This window comes from Nitrosopumilus ureiphilus, assembly GCF_013407185.1.
Taxonomy (GTDB): Archaea; Thermoproteota; Nitrososphaeria; order Nitrososphaerales; family Nitrosopumilaceae; genus Nitrosopumilus; species Nitrosopumilus ureiphilus.
Genome location: NZ_CP026995.1, coordinates 1,273,525 through 1,291,052, shown reverse-complemented (window position 1 = coordinate 1,291,052; position 17,528 = coordinate 1,273,525). Strand labels below are relative to the sequence as shown.

At 32.0% G+C, this 17,528-nt stretch carries 19 protein-coding genes; 9 read left to right on the top strand and 10 right to left on the bottom strand.

The window, feature by feature from the left end; genetic code table 11:
- Positions 1–20: 20 nt before the first annotated feature.
- Positions 21–395, top strand: a complete 375-nt coding sequence (locus C5F50_RS07715; protein WP_179370800.1) for a hypothetical protein — start codon at positions 21–23, stop codon at positions 393–395.
- A 59-nt stretch (positions 396–454) separates the two neighbouring features.
- Here the strand turns inward: C5F50_RS07715 and C5F50_RS07710 are convergent, their stop codons facing one another.
- Complete coding sequence (locus tag C5F50_RS07710; RefSeq protein ID WP_179370799.1) at positions 455–1,336, bottom strand: CBS domain-containing protein; 882 nt, start codon at positions 1,334–1,336, stop codon at positions 455–457.
- A 179-nt stretch (positions 1,337–1,515) separates the two neighbouring features.
- On the opposite strand from C5F50_RS07710, the gene C5F50_RS07705 reads away from it, so the two are divergent.
- Positions 1,516–1,662: a hypothetical protein gene (locus C5F50_RS07705; protein ID WP_179370798.1), complete on the top strand. Its 147-nt coding sequence runs from the start codon at positions 1,516–1,518 to the stop codon at positions 1,660–1,662.
- A gap of 267 nt (positions 1,663–1,929) precedes the next feature.
- On the opposite strand, the gene C5F50_RS07700 is transcribed toward C5F50_RS07705, so the two are convergent.
- Positions 1,930–2,082 (bottom strand): hypothetical protein, encoded by a 153-nt coding sequence (locus C5F50_RS07700; protein WP_179370797.1) that lies wholly within the window; start codon positions 2,080–2,082, stop codon positions 1,930–1,932.
- A 67-nt stretch (positions 2,083–2,149) separates the two neighbouring features.
- Between C5F50_RS07700 and mce the strand changes: the two genes are divergently transcribed.
- From mce to cas1, 4 genes are all read left to right on the top strand, one after another.
- A complete protein-coding gene (mce, locus tag C5F50_RS07695; RefSeq protein ID WP_179370796.1) occupies positions 2,150–2,548 on the top strand; it encodes a methylmalonyl-CoA epimerase in 399 nt (132 codons plus the stop codon).
- Between the two features lie 326 nt (positions 2,549–2,874).
- Positions 2,875–3,291 carry a hypothetical protein gene (locus tag C5F50_RS07690; RefSeq protein WP_179370795.1) on the top strand — a complete coding sequence of 139 codons (417 nt, stop codon included), beginning with the start codon at positions 2,875–2,877 and terminating at the stop codon, positions 3,289–3,291.
- Positions 3,292–3,650: 359 nt separating this feature from the next.
- Positions 3,651–4,376: a hypothetical protein gene (locus tag C5F50_RS07685; RefSeq protein WP_179370794.1), complete on the top strand. Its 726-nt coding sequence runs from the start codon at positions 3,651–3,653 to the stop codon at positions 4,374–4,376.
- Positions 4,373–5,395, top strand: coding sequence for a CRISPR-associated endonuclease Cas1 (gene cas1, locus C5F50_RS07680; protein WP_179370793.1), 1,023 nt, complete (start codon positions 4,373–4,375; stop codon positions 5,393–5,395). Before C5F50_RS07685 ends, cas1 begins: the two co-directional genes overlap by 4 nt.
- On the opposite strand, the gene C5F50_RS07675 is transcribed toward cas1, so the two are convergent.
- A complete protein-coding gene (locus tag C5F50_RS07675) occupies positions 5,388–6,032 on the bottom strand; it encodes an AbiV family abortive infection protein (RefSeq protein ID WP_179370792.1) in 645 nt (214 codons plus the stop codon). The genes cas1 and C5F50_RS07675 overlap by 8 nt on opposite strands.
- Positions 6,033–6,111: 79 nt before the next feature.
- On the opposite strand from C5F50_RS07675, the gene C5F50_RS07670 reads away from it, so the two are divergent.
- Positions 6,112–7,764 (top strand): tetratricopeptide repeat protein, encoded by a 1,653-nt coding sequence (locus C5F50_RS07670; protein ID WP_179370791.1) that lies wholly within the window; start codon positions 6,112–6,114, stop codon positions 7,762–7,764.
- A 2-nt stretch (positions 7,765–7,766) separates the two neighbouring features.
- Here C5F50_RS07670 and C5F50_RS07665 read toward each other — a convergent pair whose 3' ends face one another.
- The gene (locus C5F50_RS07665) at positions 7,767–9,623 is read right to left on the bottom strand and encodes a DNA polymerase (protein WP_246282001.1); all 1,857 of its coding nucleotides are present in this window, start codon (positions 9,621–9,623) and stop codon (positions 7,767–7,769) included.
- Positions 9,620–9,997 carry a hypothetical protein gene (locus C5F50_RS07660; protein WP_179370581.1) on the bottom strand — a complete coding sequence of 126 codons (378 nt, stop codon included), beginning with the start codon at positions 9,995–9,997 and terminating at the stop codon, positions 9,620–9,622. The genes C5F50_RS07665 and C5F50_RS07660 overlap by 4 nt, the downstream gene beginning before the upstream one ends.
- Before the next feature lie 109 nt (positions 9,998–10,106).
- Between C5F50_RS07660 and C5F50_RS07655 the strand changes: the two genes are divergently transcribed.
- Positions 10,107–11,006, top strand: coding sequence for a PadR family transcriptional regulator (locus tag C5F50_RS07655; protein ID WP_179370790.1), 900 nt, complete (start codon positions 10,107–10,109; stop codon positions 11,004–11,006).
- A gap of 7 nt (positions 11,007–11,013) precedes the next feature.
- Here C5F50_RS07655 and C5F50_RS07650 read toward each other — a convergent pair whose 3' ends face one another.
- Positions 11,014–11,280, bottom strand: a complete 267-nt coding sequence (locus C5F50_RS07650; protein WP_179370789.1) for a hypothetical protein — start codon at positions 11,278–11,280, stop codon at positions 11,014–11,016.
- Positions 11,281–11,383: 103 nt separating this feature from the next.
- Here C5F50_RS07650 and C5F50_RS07645 point away from each other — a divergent pair, with 103 nt between their 5' ends.
- Entirely contained in the window at positions 11,384–13,120 is a 1,737-nt protein-coding gene (locus C5F50_RS07645) for a tetratricopeptide repeat protein (RefSeq protein ID WP_179370788.1), read from the top strand.
- A 113-nt stretch (positions 13,121–13,233) separates the two neighbouring features.
- Here C5F50_RS07645 and C5F50_RS07640 read toward each other — a convergent pair whose 3' ends face one another.
- The 4 genes from C5F50_RS07640 to C5F50_RS07625 are packed head-to-tail and all read right to left on the bottom strand — an operon-like array spanning position 13,234 to position 17,520.
- Positions 13,234–13,791 carry a CBS domain-containing protein gene (locus C5F50_RS07640; RefSeq protein WP_179370787.1) on the bottom strand — a complete coding sequence of 186 codons (558 nt, stop codon included), beginning with the start codon at positions 13,789–13,791 and terminating at the stop codon, positions 13,234–13,236.
- 37 nt (positions 13,792–13,828) lie between these two features.
- Positions 13,829–16,507 carry a pyruvate, phosphate dikinase gene (gene ppdK, locus C5F50_RS07635; RefSeq protein WP_179370786.1) on the bottom strand — a complete coding sequence of 893 codons (2,679 nt, stop codon included), beginning with the start codon at positions 16,505–16,507 and terminating at the stop codon, positions 13,829–13,831.
- Between the two features lie 27 nt (positions 16,508–16,534).
- Complete coding sequence (tpiA, locus tag C5F50_RS07630; protein WP_179370785.1) at positions 16,535–17,191, bottom strand: triose-phosphate isomerase; 657 nt, start codon at positions 17,189–17,191, stop codon at positions 16,535–16,537.
- 44 nt (positions 17,192–17,235) lie between these two features.
- A complete protein-coding gene (locus C5F50_RS07625; protein ID WP_179370784.1) occupies positions 17,236–17,520 on the bottom strand; it encodes a SemiSWEET family sugar transporter in 285 nt (94 codons plus the stop codon).
- Positions 17,521–17,528 lie beyond the last annotated feature (8 nt).

The window sequence follows — 17,528 nt, the reverse complement described above, 5'->3', positions numbered from 1 at the left end:
CCACATGACTGCTTAAAATCATGAGTATTGAAGGATTGTATATGCTAAATTCTCCAGAATATACTGAAGAAAAAATCCATGAAGCCCTTAAAACATTATACACAGATAGAAAAAATGAATTTAGTGAATTATCACAAGTGTTTCTAGGAAAAAAGAAACTAAATGAAATGGAAAACTGGAAGGAATTTGTTTTGAATTTTTGTTTGGATGTGGGGGACTCTTTTAAAACATGGACTGGTCAAAAACCCCCTTCTGCAACTTCTCCACAAAAAGCTCTAACTATTCTAAGACAAATCGGTAATGGAAAGACATCAATGAATCAATTAACACATGTGTTAAACATTGCATACAATCTATCTGCTGAATTCAAAGAGATCTACCGACGTCTGAAATAACGTCTTTTTAGAAACTTTACTGTGTACAATAGTTAATTTCATAATTTTTACAGGATATGTTAATTGATATTTTTCCCACAATGTGGACATGTTTTGGTCATCTCAAGTTTGACATCAGATTTCTGTATGCCCTCAGATGACAAAGTCAAGCATATGTCCCATGGACTAACAACTATGTCTTTGTAACAGACGTAAGGATGTTCCATTCTATCCATCACTGTGCAAAGTTTATCAAATGGAATATCTTCGGTGATTACTTTGATGTGATCAAAGGTAAATTTGTTTATTGGAACATCTAAGAAATTTTCAACATCCTTTTGAAATTTTGTAATTCGTGACAGTCCTTCAAGAATTGTCCTATCGCTAATAAACTGATTAGAATTTCCCAATAGAAGTTTTCGTGTTTTGTTATTAAACATTAAATCAATAATGTCCCTTAATGGTTCATCACCCTGAAATGTGATAATTTTCTTTTTAGGCATTGAAGATATTGTGAGATCTGTTTTGTATCTTTTCCCAACCTCTAGCATTTTTCTTGCAGAAATTGGTGAATAACTTCCTGATTTGTTTGGAATTATAGCAAATGCCCTTCTGCTATTTTTCCATGTATCCATCAAATCTTTGAATTTTGTTTGTTTACTAACTTGAGGAACATCTTTGAACATAATTTCCTTAGTTTCATGTTGGTATTGAGAATCACGTGTAGGGTTTTTTCTCAGGTGATCTAGAATGTCATACCCACCTACAATTCCGATGGGTTTACCATTGTCTTGAACTACAAGTGCATCTATTGTAGACTCTAAATGTTGAGCACACATTTCTGTAGCAATCCAAACCTCTCGTTCCTTATCAACAAAGACACAATTTGTACCAGTTAATGTATCTGGAAACAGTTCTTCCAAGGTCAATTCAGAAAGACTATCTTTGTTTACAGATTCCATTTTTTCTTATTATTGTCTTGTGAATTTAGTATATTAACTAATTCTTTATTATTGTGTTAGAAAATCACAAGAATTTTCATGTAATTCTAATGTTATGTCTTTTTCTAAATAATTGAGTATATCTTGTCATTTTTGAGAATTACAGTAGTTGTTTTCTGCGATAAAATCCATAGCAAAACATGTTACAAGATGTTCCAGCATCAAAGAGAATTCTCGGAGAATTGCTTTCAGAAAGACTGACATGGTCACTATGTATCCATATTGACAAAGGAAAAGAAGTGTGGGTTGTCACTAGAATGCTGGTTCAATATTTGGAGTCTACATAACATTCAGTTTAATTGAGATTTTCTTTTCTCAATGATAAGTTACATTAATTTTATTTATTTATTTTTACAAGTCAGATTATAAATTAACTCTGGAAGTGTTTCTTAAATTAATATTTTGGTTGAAACAAGTATTATAAATGCAGAAATTAGCCCTATTGCCATCATATTGAAAACAATGCCTGTTTCACCATTGCTTTGATTGAAATTTGAGCTTTTTTATAAATAAGTGCATTTGGCGGAGTTCCAATAGGGTAATAGTGTTGCATTTTATGTTCTTTCTTTGACAAATTTTCTTGTCTCAAAGGAGTATCCCTTCTCTAGTGATGATATAACTTTTTTACATTGTTCTGTGATTATGCCTGTATGAGTAGGGCCAGCGTCATTAATCGTCTTGATTACAGTATATGTGGTAGTTTCCATGATGGGGAAAACTCATTCTGCATATTAAATAAAACCCATAAAATATCTACAGTGAGAGGTCTTTTAGATGAAAATTGATCATATTGCAATTGCAGTAAATGATGTAGAGGAATCAGCCAAAGTGTATCAACAGGCATTAGGTGTAGATAGTGTCGAATTTGAAACAGTAGAAACTGAAGGAGTCAAAGTTGCAATTATTCATTTAGAAAACGGTCGTGTTGAATTAATGCAGCCAACAAACGATTCTAGTCCCATCAAAAAATTTCTTGATAAAAAAGGTCCAGGATTACATCATATGGCATTAGAAACTGATAACATTGAAGGCGAAGTAGAACGAATGGAAGGGTGTGGAATTCAATTCTTGGGTCAAATAAGGCCTGGTTCGGCAGGAACTAAAGTTACTTTTATTCATCCAAAATCTCTTCATGGTGTATTGGCAGAACTTTGCTCTCATCCTAAAGACTGAATTAAAATAATCGCTCTTATCTAGTTGAACGATGTTTACATTTCAATTTTGGTTCACAATTCTTTTAGCTGAATTAATAGTTGATATGGGGAGTTTTTTTTATATCATTGACTCGACTTTACAATCCAAAAAGAGACGACTAGGTGATTTGTTAGCATAGTAAAAACATTGACTTAAGATCGGTTTTGTGAAAAATCCGATGACAGCCTTAATTTTTACTATTATCTTATCTCTCAAGATTGAGCCTATAGAGATATGTCTGTTCAAAATGATCACACATATAGACACATGTCAAGTTGACATGTCCCAAGACAGGTAAGGGTACAATGAGTAATAAACAGATTTACCAAAGTGATGTAAAGGCAGAAAAGAATAATTCAATTTCGGTATGTGATCTGTTAAAGAACAACACTACAAAAATAATTAAGAAATATGAAACCCAAACTCCTATCTATACACAGCTATACTCTAATTTTTATGATGAATATCTTCATTCACTTGAAGATATTTTTGGAACATGCTATCTTTCTGAAAAGCATTTCTTTGACAATCTTGGAATAGATAAAAAAACTTTGGATGCTACAGACAAGTTTTGGAGAGGTTACACCGAAACTACCATCTCTAATATTGACATGTATACCAATTTTCGAAAAGCACAATTTGATACGATGGTATCTTTTATGAGATCTTATGACCATTTTGTTCATTTGGGGATGGATTATTGTGCAAACATATTTTCGTAATTCAATGTCAGGTCATGATATCTTCTTTTGAGCAAGGAATATGCCCATCTTCATTAACTTAGGTATTAAGTCAATTTATTGTTGTCAAAAAAATCTATTTTGTTGCACAGAAAATTAAAAGGAAAAATATTCATTCAAAGTAAAATCTTTAAAAAATCTAAAATCCTAAGAACAATTTTTTGTTCTAATTATTTTCAACAATCTTTCGTTATGATTTAGGTTATATCACACTTTTACTGCCTAGCAGTGGGGCTTTCCCTTTTTACTGATAGTCGATAAAAATGGTATCCCCCCAATTTGGGAAGGAAAACATGCTGTGTTGTCGTAATGCTTTTTTGCATAGATATTTTTCATAAGTTATGACGGTAGAAGAAGAAACGGGCGTAATTGTAATTCTTGATGCATTAGGAACTAAGGGGATATGGAATAGAGTAAAAGATGTCAAAAAATATGTCGAATCATGGGAAGAACTAACAAGTAGTTGGAAAGAAAATTATGAATCACCTGGTGAGAATGATGATTTTCAAAATAAACTAATTGCATTTTCAGATACAATAATAATTAAAAATACAGGAAAAAATCTGAGTTCAGTTTTAACAGCTGCCGCACATAATGTTGCATTAGTTATGTTAGAGGCTATTTCACAAGGAATCTATTTACGAGGATGTATGAGTGTAGGTCAGATATTTTCAAGTGATAAAATGATTATCGGTAAAGCTATAGATGAAGCAGCAGAATATCATACAATGCCAAATTGGGCAGGTATTTCTGTTAGTCCTAGTGTTTACAACATGGTTAAACAAATGCGAAAAGAAAAAAAATTAAATGGAAAATATAATGAGACAATTTTTACAGATTACGATATTCCATTAAAAATTGGTGTGGAGAAAGGAATTGCAATTAATTATCCGAGTAGATTAGATTTGGGATGGGGTAAGAATGTCTATAAAGAAAATTTTGGTGTTTCAAAAAAACATGAATTAGTAGAAATTTTTGAGAATGAGTTGAATTCAATTACTGATCTTGGAGCATCTTTAAAGATAAGAAATACTATTGAATTTTTAAAATACGTATCTTGTAAATGACATTAAAAAACAAAAGAAATCATTACAATGTAAAACTACTTCGAGGATATGGACATTCCATTTCTGTAAAAAATTCAAAACTAATTCTAAAAAATGGCAGACATGACATTACAGGAGAACAAGAATCAGAAGTGTGGTTTGTCAAGAACATGCCATATGAGAAAATAATTCTTTCAGGAAAAGGCTATGTCTCTACTGAAGCCTTATCACTACTTTCTCAAAATAATCGAAATGTAATTCTAGTTGACACATATGGCAAACCTATAACATATTGCAATTCCATGATGGATTCTCTTACTGGAACAAAATACAGAATTGCACAGTATGATACGTTCAGAGATCCTACAAAATGCGAATATCTAACAAAGCAAATTCTAACTGCTAAAAAAGAATCTCAACTAAAACTACTCAAGTTAATTGGCAGTGATGTTGTATCATTACCAGAAAAGGAACATCTTGCAAGCAAAATCCACTTTGCAGAATATGCCAAATTCATTCCTGAAAGATATGGGTTTAATTCCAGAAATCAGTCATTTATCCGCACCAGTAAGAACAATGCAACAGATATCATCAATGCCTTGTTAAATTATGGCTATTCTGTATTGGCAGGGGAGATTTCCAAATTTGTTTGTGGGTTTGGTCTGGATCCTTACTTTGGATTCATGCATCGTTCCCACACAGGATTTCAACCATTAGTTTATGATATTATTGAACCATTTCGATGGTTAGTAGATTATTCAGTTTATTCCATAGCAAATAATTCAAGTAAAAGACATAGAATCAAACTCAAAGAATTTGTTCATACCAGAGATGGAAATGTTGTGATGGATTCTTCTCTGATCAAGAGATTTTTGGAGATGTTAGATAGACAGTTTCGCCAAGAAAGAAAATATGGTTTTCGACATGGTAAGAAGACAAAATCAGGTTTGAAATCAGTTCAAGAAATTACAATTGTAAAGATTGCTTCTCAAAATCTTGCAGAATATTGTTCAGGAAAAGAAAAAGAGTTTGTCATTTAATACCCTCTAATTCAATTCTGAATTTTTGAATCATTTTTTCAACTGCTCCAACTCTTACCTCTGCATAATGTTGATTCATCGGAGTTCCAAGGGAGGAATCTCCAGTTTTATGATCAAATGATACAAATGAATCTTTGATTCTCATTTCAGCCCCTTTTTCCAAGTGAATTTTTAATTCATCATCATACAGATTCTTGAATTTGTCTGCTGTCTCTTTACTCATGGACTCCTGTGCAAACAATCTCATTTTTTCTGCTTCATCATTTTCAAATACCCTTCCTGCAACAGGACTAAAAAATGGAAATCCTTTCCATACATCTTGTAACCAATTTTTCTTTTCATCAGAAATTTCTAATTCATTTCTGATTTTATCAATACTTTTTTGATGTTTGTACAATCCATCATAGTTATTCAGTTCAATTTCTTCTGCAGTGTTTTTTAGTTTATCAAGGATTATTCTACAAGAACCTAGCTCTTCAATAGCAAAAATTATTGGAAGTGAAATGTGGTGAAATCTCTTGTTTTCATACATTAATTTTGCATCTTTTAGATACTCTTCTGCATTGATTAGTAGATTGGCAATTGCCTTTTTTGCTTGTTCTCTACTTTGTTTAAAACTCCAATCCCCATTAGTCATGGAAGTTTATTAAAATTTATGAACTTAAGTATTTCAAAATTAAATATCACTTTATTATGAAGTCCAACAAACTAACAAAATGCCATTAAAAGAAATCAGAGTTCAATTTAATGTACCATTTCAAATTGACCTTCCAGATAATCCATATTCTGTCAAAAATTCAAAATATTCATGCATGGTATATCTTGCAAAAAAGATCTCAAAAGATAATGCTTCAGGATGGTATGGGAATCCAAGGATTTCTGAAGATAGATTCGGACACACCAATTATAGCAGATGTGTTACACGATTTGTTTTTTCAAACCCAGTAGAATTTGAAGAGGAAAAAATTCAAAAAATATGTACTAAATATTCCCTTGATGCGTTAAACAAAATTCTAAATACGTGTAGATGGAAATCAAATGAATTTTTCAATCATGACATACTTCGAAAAGATGTAGTTGCTATCAAGTATCGTTATTTTGATGAAAATCACAATGAATTAGGTGGCTGGACTTTTTCATCCAAAGGAGCAATAAAGATTGGAGGAAAGTCAAATCTATCAGATGCGGAAATAGGTTCAATCAAAGAGAGTTTAATGAATGAAAAATCTTTTCCATTTGTTAGCGAACTAGCCAAAAATTCAATTGATTACTTTGGATTCAGAAATTTTAGATTAGCATGTGTTGAAATTCAAACTTCAGCTGAAATAATTCTATCAGATATTCTTAGAACGTATTTGAATGACTTGAATAGTACTGATCCGTCATCCGTACAGGCATATCTTGACGCTGCTAATGTGAATAATCCTTCAATTTCTGAATTTCCACGATATCGCTGGGATGTAATAAAACCAGTATTACGTGCAGCAACATTTGATACTATTACTGGTGAATCAACATGTCAAAACTGGAACAATAAATGTAAGGAAACAAGGCATCGGGTAGTCCATGCAGGACACCAACCTGATCAACAAGAAACCATTGATGCCCTCAAATCAGGATTAGATTTTTTGAATTTGTTAAAAAATTACAAAACTACTGATTATGATTATTCTAATGAAAATTTTGATTCAAACATAATAGACAAACTGATAGATGATGAAGAAATAGATGAAGAATTTGCTAAAACATTATCCTTTGAAGAAATTCAAAAAATAGATGAAAGTAAAGTAGAAGAATTTTTGAAGAAAGCACAAGAATATATTAAAAACAGAAAAGTTAATGATGCCATAAAAATTTTTGACGATACACTTGTGTTAGATCCGTTGAATTTTCAGGTATTAGGAAACAAGGGAATTATTTTAGAAAACGAAAAAAAATATGAAGATGCCGTGAAATGTTTTGAAGAAATTCTTCTATTTGAAAACGAACATCAAATGGCATTATTACATAAAGCCACTTCTTTAATTCAATTAGATATTAACAAAGCAATTCAAACTTTCGACGAACTAATTAAATTAAAACCTGATCATTTGCAGGCATTAGGTCGTAAGGGTGATGCATTATGTAGATTACAAAAATATGATGAAGCACTTTGTTGTTTTGATTCTGTTTTAAAATACAACTCAAATATTCCTGAGGCATATTTCAAAAAATCATTGATAAAATACATTCAAGGCAATACTTCAGAATCAATGGAATTGTTAAAGAATTCAATAGAAAAAGATGTGAATTACAAAGAAAAAGCAAAAAAAGCAAAAACATTTTCTGCATTACTCGAAAATGAAGAATTCAAGAAAATTACAGGATAATTTCATAATTCACTTTCAGGTTCATACTTTTCATCGTCATACCATTCCAAATCCTCTTTTCCAATCAATTCCCCTACCAAATCTGCAGGAATTGGAAGAGAATCACACATCATTTTACTATTCAGAGATTCTAAATCTGAATCCCATAGTCTTTTTTTATCTGAATTCAGCCCAATTTTCTTCTCATATGATTCAATTTTACCCACTTTTTTGAGCCTGTTATACAAAATCCCTGACTTTATGTGGGTGGTTCTAGTGGATTTCACTCCGATGTATAACTGACCGTCTTTTTTGACTCTGGTTTCTAAATGCTCAATCTCTATTTTTCTTTCGTTGTCATATCCTATACCACGATTCTTCCAGATTCCATTGAATTTGTAGAATCCGTTTGAGAGAAAAATCACATCATCTGCCTGTTTGTCAAGTTTCATTTTTCCTAGTTTTTTGCTGTCAAGGTTTTTTATCTTCTTTTGACATGCAACAGAATCTGTTGCATATGCCACAACAAAGTTATCAAGTTTGTTTTTCTTTGTAAATTCATAGAGTTGTCGTCTTGTGTATCCTGTAATGTAAGATGCAATTACGGGATTGAATAAATTCCCGATAACATTATTGGTACGTTGTGCCATCTTACCATATATGGAATTCAATACTATCTTGATTGCTTTCTCTAATGGATTGTTCTCTTCTTTTAGTTCTAATCTTTTGTAGTATTGTTTTTTGATAAAGTTCTTGAAAGGATATGTGCAATTATTCCTTGGAATGAACTGCCATGAATCTAATATTTTATAATTTATTTCAGGATCTCCTTTTACCATGAGTAATTCATCTAGTGTAACATATGTCTTGAATTTACCAGAAGGATAGCAAATGGTTCTATTCTTTTTTACAAATGGAAATGGTGCAATCTTTACTTTGTCTGAAATGTTTGCTTCAATGAAAAAGAAGCCAATCTTTGATTTTGGATGAATCTTTTTTGATTCAAACCACTTTCCTTGAGTGATGTCAGGCATTGTAGTTAGTGCATACGGATATGCAGAGTTTAGATCATACAGGTAACATTCTCCAATGTATCCTCTTTTGATTAACTCAAATCGTCCACCATAAAACGAACTTCGGGCAATCTCTTGTATTGGGTATTGCAATTCATTGAATAGAGGAATTGGAATGTCATTGTTAATCAGAACCTTTTCTGCCAGATACCCTGCTGAAATCCAGTTATTGGGATAAAATGAGAATACTGTCTCAAATATCCCAATCCAATATTCTGATAACTCCTTTGTAAGCCTACAATCTTTGATACAGTAGGCACGAATTTGACGTTTGTTTCGAGAATAATAGAATTTTGAGAAAATTTTTCTGTTTTTCTTCAAATCCAAATATTCTTGATCAAGGGATAATCCAACAGATTCTGATGCAACATCAAGTGATTTGTTGTCATAGTATTGTGCTATATCGTAACAGGAAATAGAGTGATTCCCTTTGGATATTGTGAGTTTCTTTCTATCGATATAATGAATTTTATATTTTTTGTATTGGAATCGTAGTTCTTTTTTCCATTTGTACTGTATCAGTATTTCTTCAGGGAGTAACTTTAGAATACATTCAGCGTCATAAGATAAATTGTAAAAGAAAATCCATTCATATTCATGTCGGAACAGAAACTCTGCTATACCATCAAATGTTATTTTTCCATCAAGGTAATTTCCATCAGAATCTGCAATAAGAAAGATATCTCCATTCTCAGTTTCAGTATCTATCCCAACTACATATCGAGGATCTTTTGAAGAATTGAGATTTCGGTTTTGTTTACGCATTCTAATGCCATCAAGTGTTTTGGCGTTTGATGTTGGAATCATGGGCTAGGATTCCTCCATGCAACGTCTGATACATCGTTGTCTAGTCCTTGCCTGTGTTTTCTTAGTGATGTTCTGATTTCTTTGAGAGGTTTTTTAGGATAATAGTTTTTTTGAATTGATTTGACATAGTTCCAGACTCGTTTGTTCTTGGAACTTCTATTTCTGTTTGCAACTGTTCTTTTTTGTTGTCTTTGTTTTTCTTTTTCTGCCTTGGTTTGAGTTGATTTTTTTATTTCAGATAAGATATTACTTTTCTCTCCTTCGAGTTGACGCTTGAATTTTTTTAATGCTGATGTTTCTCTAAATTGTAATAGTCTACCCAATTCAGTTTTTACGGATTCCAACTGCTTTTGTAATTTATTTATTTTTTTCAAATCAAAACAATTTTCAAATTAAAAAATATAACTTCCTAAGGCACTTTAGAGTAAAATAGGTACTATGTTCCCGAAGTCTTTCATAGGTTGTCGTTTTTGATATACTTAGTTGCCAGCAAAGATTGAATCTCCCTTTATGGAAGGAATTCCATCAAAAATCTATTGGGCTCTTTATGTTAAACCAGTTAATGGTTATGAATTGGCAAAAATTGTATACGGCAAGAAAAAAAACCCTTCAACTGCAAAAATATACCAAAATCTTAGGAAACTGGAAAATCAAGGATTTATCATAAAAAATGAAAAAAATGTTTATTCTGTAAATATTGAACCGTTGATCACTTATCTTGAAGGAATTCTAAAAATACACCACAAAAAGTTAGATGATTCTATAAAATTTTACTTAAGATGCACTCTGGAATCTGAATTATTCAAGAAAGTCTTTTCCCATTGGTGCAATCCGTCAATTTTATCAAAAATACCTTATAATCAGGTACATTTTGGCGATAATTTGACTGGATTATTATCACTTTATGCATCTGTTGTACAGACTAGAATCCATGAAGGGAAGATAGAACCTGACAGTTTAACGGATCTTTATAGAGAAATTATACAAGATTACGAAGATGAGTTTTTAGAAAAAATTTCAAAGCCATTCACCAAGAAAAAGGTTTTTGAGAGACTCGTGAAATGTTTTGATTTTTTTTCAAATGATCCAAAATTCATTAAATCTTATGAAATATGGGATAAGGAAATACTTGATGGGTTACAAGAAGGTTTTCAATCATACCAAGATCTTCAAGAGTCCATACAAAAAAAGTTTAATGGACATTATTCGTCATCTGAAGAAACAGATTTTGAATCTTATTTGTGGATACTTCTCTGCACTTGGATTCCAAAACAGGTCTTAGACACAATGGTGTCTCTAAATCCACAGGGTTCCACAGTTGTTTCCATGTTTGATACTGTTTCTAAAATAAATCAAGCAGTGGAAGAATCTGATCAGAAATGATCAATAGTCATTCTAAACAATTAGGACAGTCCAGTTCTTCTTTGTGTGATTTTACCAAACCTATAAAGAAATTATCACATTCTGCACACCAATACTTTATTCTCTTTCTTTTCTGAGTCTTGTAAAATAATGCTTGAAAAAAACTGACTCGTTTTGTTTTGAAATTTCCTTCCTCATCATAATAGTAAATGTGCCATTTCTTCTTTGTAGATTTTTTGTGTCTGTGATTTCCTCTATGAATATAGGTTTTTGATACTGAAACGATGTATTTCATGATACCTCTATGATACTTCACGTGAAACTTAGCTAAATAGATAACGGTGCGGATTTAAATTTTAGTTGATTGTTAGAAAGATATGAAAATTCGGTTTGTTTGCTTGTTTTTTCTACTACTAATTCCCACAGGTTACATATTTGCTCAGTCTGAACCAAGTTTGGAGGAATTGTTACAACAAGTTAAGGAGTTTGAAGAACAAGAAAAATACTATTCAGGATTATTAAAAATTGAAGAGATTATTGATAAATATCCTAAAAATGTGGATGCAAAATCTATGAAATGTCTATTTCAGTTAAATGCAAATTTGCCGTTGAATGAAGTAAAGAGTTGTCTGGATAATTTACCTTCGGAAGTTTCCGGAGATCTACTTGTTTTGCTTACTTTAGGTTCATATCATGCTAAAAACAATGATCTTGAAAAATCAAAATATGCTTTTTGGGAAGCATTTACCCTATATCCAAAAAGTGAAAAAGCTGAATCCAGATATGTCACAATACAACTTGCATTAGATCCAAATAATGAAGAATTGTTTCAAAAACTGCAAGTTCTTTATGAAAAAAATAACGATTTTCAAATTTTAGAAAATGTAATTGCATTACATAATGAACGTGAAGAATATGATAAGTCGCAAAAACTATTGGATATTGGATTTAAGGTTGACGCAAATAATCCAAATCTTTTAACCCACCAAGGTGTTTTGTATGCAAAACAAGGTGAATTAAAAAAAGCTGAAGAATTTTTTGTGAGAGCCGTCAATGAAGAACCTGATAATATCCAATCATTACTCAATCAAGGTTTACTGTATCTGGAATTAGGAGATAAAGAAAATAATCTAGAATATTATAAAAAATCACGCGATAGTTATCGAAATGTTTTAGAAATAGAATCTGATAATCTATTTGGGAAAACCACTGTAAATTATTTAGATCAAAAAATTGGTGAAATACAATCCTTTCTAGTCTTTGTTGGATTAAGTATTCTATTAATTGCAGTTATTGGAATTGTAAGTCTAACATTATACATTAGTTATAACAACTATAGAAAAGATCAAGATGATGAAGAAACAGAGCCCGATCCTACTAAGAAAGAGAAATTAGGAAAAAGAATAATCCATTCCAAAATTTTCATGGTATCCTACACGGGTTTTTTTGTTATTTCATTAACTCTGTTAATTGTCCCCTTATTAGCAAATGAAATGTCTGTCTGGGATGGAAATGACATGGCGAATTGGAGTACAATGATTGTGGAAATAGGAATTGGAATTATCATAGTAGGGTTAGTTTGGATTTTTGATGATTCAAGAAATAAGAAATTCAGTAAACAACAAAAAGAAATTTCTAAACAAACAAAGGAAATCGATAAACAAACTAAGAACATTGAAGGAATAGCATCCGAAACAAGTAACACATTGACCCAAATTAAAGAAGAGAGATTAAAACAAGAAAACTATACACTTCTAAGTTTACGTTTTCAAATCGATAGATTGCAAAAATTATTCCCAGATATTGAGAAATTTGTTGCAATTTACAACGACCCCAATAAAACCACCATGGAGGAACCATATGTGGAGGATTTGAGTAAAGAAGTGGGGTATAGTGCTCTAATTAGTCAAGCTGAGTCTTACAAAGAATTACTGGTAGAGACAATTGAAAGAAATATCAACTTGTCCATAGGATTTTTAGATCCACAATTACGTGATGAGATTCTTGAATTATGTGTAATATTAAAACAAAGATCTGTTTTCAGCAATCCGGAAAAAGCTATCATCCCCTTACATACAAAAAAGGCTATTGAAAAAATAGATGAAATTTTAAAAAAATTAGACTTAAAAAAATAGTTTAGATCTTAAGCATTACGACAACACAGCATGTTTTCCTTCCCAAATCGGGGGGATACCATTTTTACTGATAGTCGATAAGCTCGTTTTACTTAACTAATTCTAAAGAATAATTACTCCATCATTTTTAGAGTGTCAGAAGCTGTGATTATTCCGACAATCTTTGATTTCTTTGTAACTAGAATACACTTTGAATATCTGATTAATGGAACTAGAACATTTGCTGGTGTGTCAAAGTCTACTATTGGTGGGACAGGATCCATAGTGTCTGCAAGTTTTGCTTTTTTCAGTTCTGACTCTCCAACATCTGCTAGGTGTTTGACAATGCCGTCTTCTGATACCACTCCAACAACTTCTGAATTACTGAAAACAGGAATTTGACTAATTGATAATTGATGCATTTTTTTGATTGCGTCATGAAGCGTGTTAGTCGGTTTTAGCTTTACAATATCTTTGCTACAAAAATCTCCGGCTGTATGTGATGATGACTCTCCTTCTAGTTTTGCAAGACTGTCAAAAATTTTCTTTGCCGTTTCATAACTTGGTTGGCTTCTCCCTGACTCAATTTGATTAATCATCGAGGTGCTAACCCCTGTCATTATCGCAAGTTTTTTTTGAGTAATGCCAATTTTCTGTCTTATCTGTTTTATAGAATCAATTCTAGGCAGCAATTCATCTAGTGCTGATTCTAGCTGGCTTTAAAATGTATTATTTTCTCTTTGTTTTTGCCTTTTTTGGCTGCTCAATTACAGCTTGTGCTGCAGCAACTATTGCAATGGGAATTCTATGTGGTGATGCACTAACATAACTTAGACCTGCACCATGGCAGAATTTAATGGAACTTGGATCTCCTCCATGCTCTCCACATATTCCAATCTCCATGTTTGGTCTAACGCCGCGTCCTCCAGATATGCCGATTTTAATCAGGCTTCCTACACCGTTGACATCAATTGATTGGAATGGATTTCTCTCAAGAAGTTCTTTTTCCATATATTCTGGAAGGAATTTTCCTTCAACATCTTCTCTGCTAAAGCTAAATGTTCCTTGAGTTAAATCATTGGTACCAAAACTAAAGAATTCTGCAGTGTTTGCAAGCTCATTTGCAGTTAATGCTGCTCTTACTACTTCAATCATGGTTCCAAAATTAATTTTTAATTTCATCTTGTGTTTTGCCTCCATCTCTTTTTTGATAGAATCATAAATTTTCTTTATGTGGTTTAGTTCTGCAATACTGCTAATTTGTGGAATCATAATTTGTGGATGGGCCTTTACTTTTTTCTTTGTTAATTCCACTAGTGCATCAAACACTGCACGAATTTGCATCTCATAAATTTCAGGATACGTAATTCCTACTCTGACACCTCTATGCCCCATCATTGGGTTGACCTCTGCAAGTTCTCTTGCTCTTTTTAAAATAATTTCTGTTTTGTTAACTCCATCTGTATCTCCACTTGCTTTTAATTTTTGAATTCTTTCAACTAATTCTTCTGGATTGGGTAAGAATTCATGTAGTGGTGGATCTAGTAATCTGATAGTTACCTCGTATCCTTCCATTGCTTGTAGAATTTCAATAAAATCACTTTTTTGTAATTGACCTAATTTGGTTAAAATTTTACTTCGCTCTTCAATATTTTCAGCCATTATCATTTCCACAAATAAATTAATTCTGTCACTACCGTTGAACATCCTTTCTGTCCTACATAATCCGATTCCCTGACCTCCAAATTTCCTTGCAAGTTTTGCTCCCTCTGGAGTATCTGCATTTGCTCTAATTCCTAATGTTTTGGTTTTTTGTGCCCAATCTAAAATTTGCTCAAAGTCTTTTGTCATTTGTGGCTCCACTGTTGGGACTTCTCCAATAAAGACAGTACCTGCACTGCCATCAATGGTGATTGTGTCTTTTTCTTTGATAGTTATGCCATTTGCAGTACATGTGTTATTTTCATAACTGATTTTTAATTCTGAACATCCTACAATACATGGTTTTCCCATTCCTCTTGAGACAATCGCTGCATGGGATGATTTTCCTCCCAAACTAGTCAAAATCCCTTCTGATGAAAAGAATGCTGGAACGTCTTCTGGTTTTGTCTCTTTTCTTACTAGAATTACTTTATTTCCAGCATCGCCTAATTCTATTGCTTTTTTTACATCAAATACTACAATCCCACTTGCAGCCCCTGGTGATGCTGCAATTCCTTTTGCTAATTGTTTATGATTTTTAATTTTTGATTCATCTATTGTTCTATGAAGTAATGCTTCTAATTGTTGAGCAGGGATTCTTGCAAGTGCATTGTTTTTGTCAATTAATCTTTCTTTTACCATGTCTACTGATGTTTTTACAAGTGCACTTGCGCTCATTTTTGCAGTTCTTGTTTGCAATAAGTAAAATTTTCCTTGTTCAATAGTAAATTCAATATCTTGTGGTTCTCTGAAATGTTTTTCTAATTTTGCACAAGCGTTGCTTAATTCTTTGTGTGATTTTGGCATGTCTTTTTTTAGAAATTCAATATTCTTTCCTGTTCTTACTCCTGCAACAACGTCTTCTCCTTGAGCATTGATTAGATATTCTCCCTCTAACTCCTTTTTACCATTATTACCGTTTCTTGTAAATACCACCCCTGTTGCACTATCGTCCCCCATATTTCCAAATACCATTGCAACAACATTTACTGCAGTACCATTTGCAATATCTTTTGTAATGTTATTTTTTTCACGATAAACTATTGCTCTTTCTCCCATCCAACTTTTAAAAACAGCCTCAATCGATAACACTAATTGTTCATTTGGCGTATCTGGAAATTTTCTTTTTGTATGTGCTTCACAGATTTTTTTGTATTCTGATACGATATTTTTTAATGATTCTACATTTAGTTTACTATCATCTGTAACTCCTTGTTTTGTTTTTGCAGAGTTTAAGACATGATCAAATTTTTCATCATTTACTCCAAATACCACTTTTCCAAATAATTGAATGAATCTTCTATACGAATCCCATGAAAAACGTGGATTTTTTGTCTGTTCAGCAAATCCTTCAACTGTTTTCTCATTTAACCCTAAATTCAAAATTGTATCCATCATTCCTGGCATTGATATGGCTGCACCAGAACGAACTGAAACTAGTAATGGATTTTTTGTTGAATTCCATTTTTTACCTGTCTTTTTTTCCATTTTTGCAATATTTTTCATTACTGCAGGCATAACATCTTTGGGGAGTTTCCTATTGTTATCGTAATACTTGTTACAAACTTCAGTTGTGATCGTAAATCCTGGTGGAACAGGTAATTTTAGCCGGGTCATCTCGCTTAACCCTGCTCCTTTTCCACCCAGCAGCATCCTCTTTTTACTATCTGCCTCCTCAAATGCATAAACTGGCTTTGTTTTTACCATGCAAAATTTCGTAAATTTTTTGGCTTTTTAAACTAATGCCTTGGCAAATTCTGAAATTATTTTATTCCAGTCTTTTGCTTTAATTATTCCACTTGCAACTAAGATGCCTTTTGATCCTAATTCTATAGCTTTTGCTACATCTTCACCAGATACAATACCTGCACCACAAAGTAGTTCTGTTTTGTTTTTTGAATTATTTATTATGTTAGCAGCTTTTGAAATCAATTCTGGTTGTTCTTTAGATACTGCTTTCCCTGATCCAATTAATTCTGGAGGCTCTATTGCAATATAATCTGGATTTAATTTAACATATTTTTTTACTTCTGCAACATCTTTGACACAAAGAATTGATATCATCTTCAATTCTTTTAGTTTTAAAATTAATCTTTCAATCTCTTTACTTGAAATTCTATGCTCACTGTGATTAATTAGAGATCCTTTTACTTTGGATTTCTTTAACAACTCTGGAATAATAAATCCTGTCGTACTTCCAATTTTAGAGTCATCAATATGTTGAGCAAAAATTGGAATTGAACTATTTGCAACTAATCCGATTAAATGTTGAGGTGGGGATATTGCAATTTTCACTTTGTATTTTTTTGATATCTTTTCAGCAGTTTTTACAAATTTGATTATTTTATCTCCTGAAATCTCTTCATAATTTTTACAATTAATGACAAACATCTTTCTTTGGAATTTTTTGTATTGTATTTAATTCTTCATTATGATTAAGATGCATTTGCTCTAATGTCGTATCTTTTTTTCATTCCTAGTACAATAATCATTAGAATTAATCCTGACATGTTAGTGCCAATAATGAATACATCTGAGATTATGATGCCATAAACTAGCCATAAAATCGACCCTGCTGCAATGAAAATCATTAAAAATTTTGAAACATCTTTGAGTCTTTTAGTCTTGTATCCTTTGTAGATTTGCTCAACCCATCCCATTAGAATCAAAATTCCAGCTGATACGCCTAAAATAGTAAGTAATGTACTGTCAATTTCCATTTTTTATA